General features: G+C 47.6%; 13 protein-coding genes. 6 read left to right on the top strand and 7 right to left on the bottom strand.

Annotated elements, in window-relative coordinates:
• Nucleotides 1–28: 28 nt before the first annotated feature.
• The 3 genes from G459_RS0105810 to G459_RS0105820 all read left to right on the top strand — a co-directional run bounded on the left by G459_RS0105810 (nt 29) and on the right by G459_RS0105820 (nt 3027).
• Nucleotides 29–1495 (top strand): glycine--tRNA ligase, encoded by a 1467-nt coding sequence (locus tag G459_RS0105810; RefSeq protein WP_026966800.1) that lies wholly within the window; start codon nt 29–31, stop codon nt 1493–1495.
• A gap of 266 nt (nt 1496–1761) precedes the next feature.
• On the top strand, nt 1762–2481 hold the full coding sequence (locus tag G459_RS0105815) for a hypothetical protein (protein ID WP_026966801.1): 720 nt from the start codon (nt 1762–1764) through the stop codon (nt 2479–2481).
• Nucleotides 2482–2541: 60 nt separating this feature from the next.
• On the top strand, nt 2542–3027 hold the full coding sequence (locus G459_RS0105820) for a hypothetical protein (RefSeq protein ID WP_026966802.1): 486 nt from the start codon (nt 2542–2544) through the stop codon (nt 3025–3027).
• Nucleotides 3028–3073: 46 nt separating this feature from the next.
• Here the strand turns inward: G459_RS0105820 and G459_RS0105825 are convergent, their stop codons facing one another.
• On the bottom strand, nt 3074–4189 hold the full coding sequence (locus tag G459_RS0105825; protein WP_026966803.1) for an amidohydrolase: 1116 nt from the start codon (nt 4187–4189) through the stop codon (nt 3074–3076).
• 74 nt (nt 4190–4263) lie between these two features.
• Nucleotides 4264–5376 (bottom strand): Fic family protein, encoded by a 1113-nt coding sequence (locus G459_RS0105830; protein WP_026966804.1) that lies wholly within the window; start codon nt 5374–5376, stop codon nt 4264–4266.
• Between the two features lie 276 nt (nt 5377–5652).
• On the opposite strand from G459_RS0105830, the gene G459_RS0105835 reads away from it, so the two are divergent.
• On the top strand, nt 5653–6333 hold the full coding sequence (locus tag G459_RS0105835; RefSeq protein WP_157373282.1) for a hypothetical protein: 681 nt from the start codon (nt 5653–5655) through the stop codon (nt 6331–6333).
• On the opposite strand, the gene G459_RS30145 is transcribed toward G459_RS0105835, so the two are convergent.
• From G459_RS30145 to G459_RS0105860, 5 genes are all read right to left on the bottom strand, one after another.
• Nucleotides 6330–6479 carry a hypothetical protein gene (locus tag G459_RS30145; RefSeq protein ID WP_169725001.1) on the bottom strand — a complete coding sequence of 50 codons (150 nt, stop codon included), beginning with the start codon at nt 6477–6479 and terminating at the stop codon, nt 6330–6332. The genes G459_RS0105835 and G459_RS30145 overlap by 4 nt on opposite strands.
• 167 nt (nt 6480–6646) lie before the next feature.
• Nucleotides 6647–7162: a 5-(carboxyamino)imidazole ribonucleotide mutase gene (purE, locus tag G459_RS0105850; protein WP_026966806.1), complete on the bottom strand. Its 516-nt coding sequence runs from the start codon at nt 7160–7162 to the stop codon at nt 6647–6649.
• Nucleotides 7159–8304 carry a 5-(carboxyamino)imidazole ribonucleotide synthase gene (locus G459_RS0105855; protein WP_026966807.1) on the bottom strand — a complete coding sequence of 382 codons (1146 nt, stop codon included), beginning with the start codon at nt 8302–8304 and terminating at the stop codon, nt 7159–7161. Before G459_RS0105855 ends, purE begins: the two co-directional genes overlap by 4 nt.
• Before the next feature lie 71 nt (nt 8305–8375).
• A complete protein-coding gene (locus G459_RS29795; protein WP_157373283.1) occupies nt 8376–8531 on the bottom strand; it encodes a lmo0937 family membrane protein in 156 nt (51 codons plus the stop codon).
• 64 nt (nt 8532–8595) lie between these two features.
• On the bottom strand, nt 8596–10365 hold the full coding sequence (locus G459_RS0105860; protein ID WP_035455209.1) for a MutS-related protein: 1770 nt from the start codon (nt 10363–10365) through the stop codon (nt 8596–8598).
• Nucleotides 10366–10464: 99 nt separating this feature from the next.
• On the opposite strand from G459_RS0105860, the gene G459_RS30150 reads away from it, so the two are divergent.
• On the top strand, nt 10465–10638 hold the full coding sequence (locus G459_RS30150) for a hypothetical protein (protein WP_169725002.1): 174 nt from the start codon (nt 10465–10467) through the stop codon (nt 10636–10638).
• A 28-nt stretch (nt 10639–10666) separates the two neighbouring features.
• Nucleotides 10667–11494, top strand: coding sequence for a hypothetical protein (locus G459_RS0105870; protein ID WP_026966809.1), 828 nt, complete (start codon nt 10667–10669; stop codon nt 11492–11494).
• Nucleotides 11495–11857: the final 363 nt, after the last annotated feature.

Raw genomic sequence — 11857 nt, forward strand, 5'->3', positions numbered from 1 at the left:
CCAATTTGTTTCTTTATTTTTGCGGCCTATGGCAAAGACAGAGACCCCGGGCGAAAACGCCCAATTGAAAGATATTATTTCCCATGCCAAGGAGTATGGCTTTGTGTACCCAAGCTCAGAGATCTACGACGGTCTACAGGCGGTCTATGACTATGGTGCCTATGGGGTCGAACTGAAAAATAACCTCAAGCGCCTCTGGTGGGAGACCATGACCCGTGTGTCCGACAATATCGTCGGCATCGACGCGTCGATCTTCATGCACCCGACCACTTGGAAGGCCTCCGGTCACGTGGACAGCTTCAACGATCCGATGATCGACAACAAAGACAGCAAGAAGCGCTACCGCGCAGACGTGCTGGTAGAGGAGCATGCTGCCACTTTTGAAAGAGCCGGAGACCTTGAAAAAGCAAAATCGTTAACCGCAGCTTTGGCTCGTTTGCTCGAAGCAGAAGATTTGGACGGAGTCCGTGACCTGATCACCAACGAAGGCATCAAATGCCCGATCAGCGGCACTTCCAATTGGACCGATGTGCGTCAGTTCAACCTGATGTTTTCCACCCAGGTGGGATCGGTGGCGGAGGATTCCTCTACCATTTATTTGCGTCCTGAGACTGCACAGGGGATTTTTGTGAACTTTCTGAATGTGCAAAAGACCGCACGAATGAAGGTTCCTTTCGGAATCGCCCAAATCGGAAAGGCGTTCCGAAATGAGATCGTAGCCCGTCAGTTCATCTTCCGTATGCGTGAATTTGAGCAGATGGAGATGCAGTTTTTCGTGCGCCCTGGCTCTGAATTGGATTGGTACCAGAAGTGGGCCGACACTCGGATGAGATGGCATTTGGCTTTGGGTACGCCTGCGGCAAAGCTCAGAAAGCATGACCACGAAAAGCTCGCACACTATGCCAATGCGGCCATGGACATCGAGTTTGAGTTTCCGTTTGGATTCAAAGAAGTCGAAGGCATCCACTCCCGAACTGACTTTGACCTGAAATCACACCAGGAATTTTCCAAGAAAAAGCAGCAGTACTTCGATCCAGAGATCAACCAGAATTACATCCCGTATGTGATCGAGACTTCCATCGGTGCAGATCGCCTGTTCCTCCTGACCCTTTGCAATGCCTACACCGAAGAAACGACTGAGGAGAAAAGCAGAACCTATCTGAAGTTTCATCCTGCCATTGCTCCGGTAAAAGCAGCCATCCTTCCCATCGTGAAGAAAGACGGCTTGCCAGAGAAAGCTAAGGAAATCGTGGAATTGCTGAAGTACGACTTCAACATCATCTATGAAGATGCGGCATCAATCGGCAAGCGATATGCCCGTCAGGATCTGATCGGCACGCCATTCTGTATTGCTGTCGATCACCAAACATTGGAAGACAATACCGTCACCATTCGTCACCGCGACACCACCGAGCAGGAGCGTATTGCAATCTCCGAGCTTCATGGCCGAATCGCGGAGGCGACCAGCTTCCGAAGGATTTTTGAGAAGCTCTGAGGTGTCCGATGACCGTTAATACCTAGAAAAAGCCGTCAGATTGAATTCTGGCGGCTTTTTTTCTGAATATCGACTCTTTAGAGCAGGATTTGCCCGCGAAAGATAGGGCTACATTTCTTTTCAAAAACCCGCAAAAATACCACATATAGGGTATTGGCGAGTCGCCTTTTCAAGTGTAGTTTCAGAATTTACAAACTATGAAAAACTGTATTCTTCAGGTTCACTAATAATAGTCCGACAGTAAAAATCAACGATCTGACATTCCGATGAACTACTTCGAACTACATAACCTCTACAGTGTTGCGAAAATTCAGTACAATTCTGAATTTAAGGAGGGAGATTTAATAATGGGAAGTCAGGAACGAGAGGTTCAGGATTTATCCCATCATAGGATCCATACTCAAATTATAAAGGCAAGTGGAATGATTAACGATTTCTATAGCCCCTCTTCAAACCTTTCCATGAGAGTGATTGTGTCCTCTCGAGCAAAATCGCTTTTAGATTCCTTTCGAGACGGTAATATCCGCTATTATCCTTGTCCAGTCATGCGAGGAAAAGAGGCAGTTGAAGGGTATTGGATTACCGATAAAGTGATCTTCGATGATGAATGGGTGGACTTTACAAGGTCTGAGTTCTTTTTCCGAAAAAGAAAACTCATAAGCGAGAAGAATGAGCCCCGTGCCAGATATGATATCACAGAACAGATCATTCAATTCAAAGATCTCGAGGATTTTAACAAGTTCCTGAAGGAAGAAATGTGGCATATGGATGAACGTTATCCCTATAAGATTATCATCAAGGAAGGATGTCCGCACCATATTTTATCAATTCATACAACTGGCCCAAGGTATTTAATTGTCTCGGAGGAATTAAAGAATGAACTCCAAAAACAGAAAATGGACAAAGGCTTAGAATTTAAGCCTCTGGAAATCCCCGACGAAGAATGGTTTGGACCCGATGGATTGCGAAAGCAGTTTTATAAATAATTCAGAATCCAGTCCAAAGTCATTTTGGGCAGGATTTCCTTTTCACATATCAAGAATTGTATGGAACAAAATACCTGGCCCAGTCTGGAAGAATGGGTAGAATCTGAAGAAGAACTCAATCGGAAAATCACCGAACTCTATGAGTCTGATTTGTCTGCCGAAGAGCAAGCCCTGGAAATCTTAAGTTACCTACTCGAGCGCTATAACCTTCCCCAAACTCCCTTGGAAATAGAAGACCGAGAATGGGAAGACACCGGAGATTCTTGGTATTTGCCGATTTCGATGTTTGAGCAAATAGCACAGCTGAAGTTTGTAGAACCAGAAAATAATGACCCCCGGTACTTGGTACTGAATGCAGCTTACCTGATTCACCACAAACTGGTCATCGACTTATCTCAAGAACTGGGAGATTTTCTCGGCGAAGACGAACTTCAAGGTTTGGGTTACCGGGGTGAAGACATCCTAGAAGCTGAGCTGATTCCCGTTAAAAAAGGGGAAAGCTGGTTTGACAAAGGCTGCACGTTTTTTACCAAGGAGATGGCTTAAAAGACAACCCTTCCAGTCCTGGAAAAAATCGGGACTGGAAGGTATTTCAATGGAATCCTTTCATAATTCCCCAAAACATCCCAATCCCGGTCTCAATCAGCTCATCAGGAAAATCATAGGCTCCCTCATGCAACTGGGGACAAGCTTCTCCCGCGCCAAGACCAAATAAAAAGGATGGGCAAACCTGTGAAAACAGCCCAAAATCCTCCGACCAGCGAAATGGCTCGGTCTTTTCTACTAGGCTCAGGCCAAGATTTTTGGCGGCATTTTCTACTACGCGATACAAGTCCGGATCATTGACCGAGACAGCAAACTGCTCCACAAAGCTAAAGTCAACTTCCAATCCCTCCGGTTCCGCCACTGCCTTAGCTTTTGCCTTTACTTTCTCAATCAAATCATCCAAATCCTTTTGGTCAAACGCCCGCAAGGTCATGCTCAGACTGGCCCTGCCCGCACTGGTGCCAAAAGCCAAGCTGCCCAGATCCGCATGGATCAAAGTCAACAGGCCAAAATGGGAAAGGGTTTTGGGAAGCTTGGGCAGTTCCTTCATCAGCCGGGCCAAGCCTTGGGCCGGATTGATTCCCGATTCAGGATGTGCAGAGTGGGCCGTTTTCCCCTTGAGATAGACACTCATTCCGGTACTTCCTGCTGCAAAAGTTCCGATTCGCATCACGATCTGATGCAGGGGATAGCCGGGGAGATTGTGCAGGGCAAAGGCAAAATCCGGCCTGATTTCTTCAAACCTAGGATCTTTCAAGATCGCTTTTGCTCCGTCTCCCGTCTCCTCCGCTGGCTGGAAAAGTAGGATGACCTCGCCAGACTCGGGTCGGTTCTGTGATAGCTTTTCCCCCAGCCCGCAAATGATCGCCATGTGTCCGTCGTGTCCGCAAAGGTGACCTTTCCCGGGAATCTGGCTTTGGTGATCGGTCGGCGCTAGATCTTCGATCGGCAGCGCATCCAGTTCACAGCGAAAGAGGATTCGTCTGCCTAGCTTCGCTCCTTTGAACACAAAAGCCAAGCCTGTTCCTCCCAAGTTTTCGATAATCTGATCGGGCTTCAAAGGCCGGAAAAAATCCACAATCCGGGCGGCGGTTTGGACTTCTTCCAAAGCCACTTCGGGAAATCGATGGAGCGTGTGTCGGAGTTGGATGAGGTGATTCATGGGTTCTTGATTTCGCCAAAGTAAATAGCTTTTCCAGAGTTTGAAACATTGGAAAAGCTTGAAGTTAAAGCCAATTATTGAGACAACTTCACTTGGTAGCGTACACTCCGCCCGCCACCTTCTGGTACTAAAACGCCCAAATCCCGCAGATGCTGCAGGTCTCGCGTAGCTGTTGCTTTGGAGGCGCCCGTGAGCGACATGTATTTCTTGGCATTCATACCGCCGTCAAATCCATCCGGACCTTCATCCAGCATTCGGTTCAGGGCTTTCAGTTCCCGCTCGTTCAGCTCCTTGCTAAACGCATCGAAAAGCTTGGTTTTCTGAAGGGAAAACTCAATTAGCTCCTCCACTTTTTCCTGAGCTTTCATCACCACATCCGCGAAATACAGCAACCAGTCATCTACTTGAAGACTGCGTTGAGCCTGCTTGAGTTGATCGTAGTAGAGCTGTCGCTTAGCTTCGATGACTTGGGACAAACTGATCAAAATCGGTTGATCCAACCCTTGGTGCAGCACTTTTTCTGCCAAGGCGCGACCGATTCGACCGTTCCCATCTTCGAAAGGGTGGATGCTCTCAAAATACAAATGTGTCAAAGCCGAACGCAGGATGGGATTCAGAATCGCCTGACTTCCGCCCGGAACGGTCTGGTTGAACCAATCAACAAAAAGCTTCATCTCCCCGGGAACCCGTGAAGAAGGAGGAGCCTCAAAGTGGACAACTTCCTTACCCATCGCTCCGGAGACAACCTGCATCGGCTCTGCACCTGTCCGCCAAGTCCCGGCATTCACATAGCGATTGCCTTCCATGAGCATCCCGTGCCAAGCAAAAAGCATTGCCTCGCTCAGCGGTTCCTGCCAGGTTTGGCGCACAGCGACCATCAGTTTGGCAATGCCTTTGGCGCGGTGATCTTTAACCAATCGAGGCTGCTCTTCGTGAATTCCAAGATTCTTTTTGAGGGATGACATGACATCAACCCGACTCACGAATTCGCCCTCAATCTCGGATGTCTTGATGGCCTCAGACAATAGGATGTCTACGAGAAGTTGGTCTTTCTTCTCGGGGGGAATTCCGGAATATTGCCCGCTGGATTTTCCGGATTTTAGCAAAAATTTAAGCTGTACGTCCTCGATAATTCCAGAGGTAAACTCAAATTTTGGCCAGCCTTTCTGTTCCCAATTGGAGCTCATGAGCCGATTAGATTTCTTATTCGGCTCAAATATAATCAATTTGTGAGCCGATTAGTGGGATTATTCGGCTCATATTTGCTTGTTTTGTGAGCCGAATAGCAAAGTTATTCAGCTCATCGCATTCTAAATTGCTATCTTCTGTCAAAAATAAATCTCAGATTCAAGAAAATATCCGCTAGCTTAAATACAGACATTCAATCAATTGGCAACTATCTCTCCGTCACACTTCCATTGAAACCATTCCCAAAACTCCATCTTTGGCTTATTCTCCCATTCTTGCTAACGCTGTTGGGTTTTAGCAATTACTGGACTGGGTTCTCCAAGGCTCCCCTGCACTGGCATCTCCACGGAATATCCGCGACAGCCTGGTACATCATCCTGATCATTCAACCTTGGCTCTACCACCACCGACCGATTCAGGTCCACCGTAAGGTCGGCATGCTGGGCATCATACTAGCTGGATTTCTGACTGCATCGGCTGTCGGAGTGATCAAGGGAAATCTTCTTCAGCCAGAACAAAGCCCTCTTTTCGATGTCAGGTACTCCCTTTCTTTGCTCGATTTTATTTTTATCTCTGGATTTTTGGCTTCGGTAATTGCGGCAGTGTGGAACGCAAAAAACACCCAAGTGCATGCCCGATGGATGATCAGCACGGTTTTCTGGGTGCTTTCTCCCGCCACGACGCGTTTATCCTTTATTCCGCTGGGGATGATTTACCAACCTAAGGAATTTTCGGATTTTCCGTTTTTTTGGGTGGATGTACTGAACTGGAATCAGTTCTTGATCTTCTTGATTGTTACTACTTTGATGATACTGGACTACCGAAAGGAGAAAAAAATATACTTCTCCTATGCACTGGTGGGCATTGTCCAGCTGCTGGTCATCTGGCTAGTCTCGGGGTTAAAAGACGCACCTTGGCTCATTTCAACCCTAAATCATCTCTTTGATCTGGGCTAGCGTTGCCCGGCACCAAACTGAAATCCCATCCAGACTCCGATTCCCATCAAAGCGACGGTGATAACTGAGAGCAAAAGCAGCACATTCAGCGGCATCTCCCAGTCCTCAGAACCGATTTTGAATTTGATGAGCTTTTTCCAGTTCATAGGAAGGGAGGTTATTGGTTATTTGGAAAAAGCTAATGGGGGACAGACCATGGATCATTGTCAAAAAAACGAATCCAAATTCTCAATGATCAATACTCAATTGCCAATTTTCAAGTACCGTGTAAATGAACTGTCTTGAAAATTGAACATTGGAGTTTGTTAATTGATTATTTCTTCAACACCGCTTTCCAGCCTTTTTCCTCAAGTTGAGCGGCTGACTCTTCAACTTTTTCACGAAGGCCGGTCTTGAAAGCATCCATCTTTTTCCCCACCTCGAGATCATACGCACCTACGATTGACGCGGCTAGAATACCGGCATTTTTCCCTCCATTCAATGCAACTGTCGCCACGGGAATCCCACTTGGCATCTGCAAAATGGACAAGATACTATCCCAGCCGTCAATGGAATTGGAGCTCTTCACAGGCACTCCGATCACCGGCAGGCTGGTAAGTGAAGCGACCATTCCCGGCAGATGGGCCGCGCCACCGGCGCCGGCGACGATCACTTTGATCCCACGCTCGCGGGCAGACCCGGCGTAGTCAATCATCCGCTGTGGCGTGCGATGTGCCGACACGACGGTCAGCTCGAAGGCAATGCCGATTTCCTCTAAAAACTGAGCCGCTTCGGCCATAACTGGAAGATCGGACTGACTTCCCATGATGATTCCTACCTGTGGGTTCATGGCGTGGATTTGATTTTGATAAGTTCTTTGATTCGATAGGCCTTCGCCTTGAGGCTGGAGATGTCGTCGTCCAGGATGGTGACATGGCCCATCTTGCGGAAGGGCTTCGTAAGTTTTTTCCCGTAGAGATGAATGTAGACGCCTTTTTCAGCAAGTGCTTCTTCCTTTCCCTCCACCAAGACAGGCCCTGAAAACCCATCTTCGCCGAGCAAATTGATCATGGCAGCCGGACATCTCAGGTCAGGATTGCCAAGTGGCCAATTCATGACCGATCGCAGATGCTGCTCAAATTGGGAAGTAAAATTGGCCTCTATGGTATGATGGCCGCTGTTGTGTGGGCGGGGAGCGATCTCGTTGACCAGTACTTCGCCGGACTTGGTGACAAAAAGTTCCACGGCCAAGATTCCGACCATGTCCAGTTTTAGGATCACGTCTTTGGCGATTTCCTGGGCTTTTTGTTCGATTTCGGGAGAGATTTGCGCTGGCGCAAAAAGAAACTCGACCAAGTTGGCGGTCGGGTGAAAAGCGCATTCCACAGCAGGATAAGCCACCAAATCTCCGGCTTCATTCCGAGCCACGGTTACAGCGATCTCCTTGTCGAAGTCGATCAGCTTTTCCAACAGTCCCGGCGCATCAAAAGCGTTGTCCAGATCATCTTCGCATCTGAGAATTTGTACGCCCCGGCCGTCATAGCCTTCTTTTCCCAGCTTGTTTACCGCAGGAAGGAAGGCCTTTTTGGCGATCACATCCGCTTTATTTTCCGTCAGGACAAAATCCGCCGTCGGAATCCCATGCTGCAGGTAAAATTGCTTTTGCTCGCGCTTGTCTTGGATGAGTTTGAGAATAGCTGGCTGAGGAAAGACTTTTTTGCCTTCATCAGCCAGCTTTTGCAATGCCTCGGTATTCACTGCCTCGATCTCAACCGTGATCACGTCACAGTTTTTGCCAAAGGCGTACACTGTGTCGAAATCTTTGAGCGAACCTATCCGAAACTGCTGTGCAATGTCTTTGCAGGGCGCATTGGAGTCGGGATCGAGAATGTGAATATCCTGATTGTAATTGATGGCGGACTGGATCAGCATACGTCCGAGCTGTCCGCCTCCTAAAATACCGAGAATCTGGTTTTGTGAAGTATGGGTCATAGACGACCCAAAATTAACAGATTCTCAGAGATTAGACGACAATAAAAGTTTGGATCAGTTCCTTTCTAGCGTCAGACTGCTCTGCCGCCACCGATCAGTCGGAGAAGAATAGCTACGACTGCCAAAACTAAAAGAATGTGGATCAAGCCCCCTACACTGTAAACAAATACACCCAACAACCACCCGATGATCAAAACTAATGCGATAAGATACAATAAAGAGCTCATGATAAGATTGGTTTAAGATTAACAATTGATTTCATTGTCAACTACCCAATATGAATGCCATGTGCTACAGCTTGCCAAAGCGGATGCCCATCAATTCCATCAGTTTATGTGCGTTGAAACTCGGACAAGGGCCTTTTTTGATCATATAATCGAAGTCAATTGACCGGTCATGGATCTCCGAATGAAACGAGAAATTGTGTACATTTTCCACACTCTGTTCCAATACAGACAGCTCGATATCATGCGTACTCATGATTCCCAGCCCCTGAGTCTGGAGGATTTGGAGGATTAGAGCTTCAGATCCCGAGATCCGATCTTGGGTATTTGTCCCTTTGAGAATTTCATCGAGCAGGAAAAACAACGTTTCACCGGATTCCAGCCGTTCGATCAGCGTGTGGATTCTCTTCAGTTCCGCGTAAAAGGAACTAACGCTTTCGCCCAGATTATCCGAATTGCGCATGCTGGTATAGAGCTGAATCCTGCCAAGCTTGAGGTGTTTGCCAAAAGGGCTCAGCCCTAGATTGGCCAAGACGCAGTTGACCCCGAGGGTCCGCATAAAGGTCGTCTTGCCACTCATATTTGCGCCGGTCAGGAGGATCAGCCGGTGATCAGAATCTAGATCGATGGAATTGGGGACGGCCTTCTGCGGCAGGATCATCGGATGGGAAATCTCCGTCGCTATGAGCTCGGCTTCATCCGTCCATTCAAACTTCCCCGAGCCCTCCAGTTCCACCTCAAATGCCCCCAGAGACACCAGCACTTCCCATTTCTCCAGGTTTTCAGGCAAGTGACTAAGGGATTGACCCACCCGTTTTTTCCATGCGGCGAGTTGGGTGAAAAGCAAAAAATCCGTCCAAAACAGCAGGTTGATTGGCAGATAGAGGAGGTTCAGCCGATTTTGAACCCATAGGCCAAGCCGGTCAAGTTCCCGCAACAGCACCGAAGGAGTGGCTCCGTCTTTACACAATTCTGCCTGGGAAACCTGCAACTTACATGAGGTAAAATTCTGATTTTCTATCTGTTCGGCCCGGACGAGATAAGATTTGAGCGTCGAGGAGACGGGAATCGCTTCGTCGGCTTTTTTCAACCGTTGGAACACGGTGCTTAATAGCCCTATTCCTATCAGGGTCCAAACTCCCAGTATGGCTACCGGCAAAATCCCGATATAGATTAAAATTGACAACGTGATCCCTCCCAAGGGGCCCACAAAAGCCAGAACCTTCGGCAGCGCTGTTTGTTTCTCAGCGGTGTTCAGCCAGTAAATCCACTTTCCGTTTTCCTTGTCGTCCTTTCTCAAAGCCAATCCTGCCGCCTCCATCGCCTGGAGAAACAGCGGCTTGGAGGTCAATTCCTTCACGGCCTGGGCCCGGGATTCAGATTCGTCCTTGTTAAAACTACTTTTCATCAAACGAGCCAATTGCTCTTTGCCGCCTTTTGAAACCGTGTGGTTTAGCAGCTGGAAAAGTGAATGCTCCCCAAAAAGATCCAAGTCATTGCAAAAGGGATGGGACTTGTCAGAAAATTCAATCCCTGAATCGAAGCCGGAAAGCATGCGGTTTTGGCGTTTGGCTTTTTGATCGGCCATCTTTTCCAAAGCCAGAAAGATCGATTCTTGGTCTTTTTGAAAATTGTACCAGCCTACCGATCTGACAAAAAAATAGGCTGCCACCACAGTCGGAAGGAGCCAAAGTGGATGCTCGGCAATACTCAGCACAAAGAATAGCCCCATCCCAAAAAACAACACCAAGCGCAACAACGAAAGACTCGACGCCCGACTTCTTACCGAAGCCAGCTTCCTGTCCAACCCTTCCCTTTCAAAATCGAATCCATTCATCCTCAAATATAGAACTAGGCGAGTTCGTTCATTGAGAAAATTAAACTTTACGCCAAATGTGACGTCTAAAAGAACGATTTTTAACTTTCCCCGCAGAAAATGAAATCCCAGAAAAAAACGAAACCTGAACAAGAGGAAGCAACAGAATGGGATCTCAGCGAAGGCATGGGTATCCTCCCGGACGACATCTCCCTCACCCAAAATATCGGATGTGTGGGAGGGAAGCCTACCAAAGGCGATAAATCAGCTAAAAACCCAACTAAAAACAAGTAAATTCGCGCACACTAATCCATCTAGCAACATGAAAATCAACTCCTTAATCGGCATAAAAACCGCTCTTTTCGCTATTCCCTTCCTCGTCTTTTCCTGCAACGACGATCCCGATCCAGTGGACGCCGAGCCAAAAGTGGAAGTCGTCGAGGAGGAATTCGTCATCAACGCGGCATTTGAAGACGCTGATCTACTTACACTCGACATCCTGCAGGACTCGGGATTGGGAGCCAAAACATTGACTGACGCGGATATTTGCGACAATACCGTAGTTACTCACAACGAGTCTACCAAGAAAATCACCATTGACTTCGGCGCCGGATGCACCAGTCCAAACGGTGTGGTAAGAAAAGGCAAGATTCTGCTCTCCTATTCTGGCAGCAATTTTCTTTTCCCTGGCACTTCGATCATCACCACTTTCGAAGGCTATGAAGTAGACGGGATCAAAATCGAAGGAACTCGCACCATCATGAATGCGGGTATAGATCTGGTCAACAGCAAAGCAACCCTCAACGTGAAGATTGAAAACGGAAAGTTGACTTGGCCTGACAGCAAGTTTGCAACCTATACCAGCACGCAGACCCGAGTCTTGACTCTCAACAACGACGGATACGAAGCCTCTATCACGGGCAATTCCGCAGGCAAAAGCCGCGAAGGAATCGACTACACCGCCACAGTCACAGAGGCTTTGATCATCAATCAGGCTTGTGTCAGAACGGCAGTCTTTGTCCCCAGTAAGGGAAAGATGGACTTTGCTGTCTTGGGCATCACCATCTCAGCGGACTTTGGAGCAGGAGCCTGCGACAAAACGGCGACACTCACTTATCCTGGTGGATCAAAAGAAGTCGTGCTGGATTAACTCAAAAAGATCCTCTTACAAAAACGGTTAACTTTCGGGCTAACCGTTTTTTTTTTCTGAAAGTCTGGTTAGCTTACCCCATAGTTGTTCCAGGACATCAGTTTTGGCTAAGTTTTTTCTTTAGAGAAAAGTTTTTTCTACGTGCTCTTAGGCAACAGCTGTGGGTGCTTAGCGTCTGATATCAGTTTTATGCTCGGGGTATAGTCCACCAAAAAAAAGACGACCTTTTCTAGTTGGACGCTAATGATTTAAGTTTTTGGAGCCTTTTTTCTAGGCGCTCCATTTCCGCTTTTCTTCGTTCATCAATGATCTCCTGCCTGAGTTGAGGTTCTTTATAAGGGGTATTGTCCCTGAGAATATGAT

The organism is Algoriphagus terrigena DSM 22685, assembly GCF_000429445.1.
GTDB lineage: Bacteria > Bacteroidota > Bacteroidia > Cytophagales > Cyclobacteriaceae > Algoriphagus > Algoriphagus terrigena.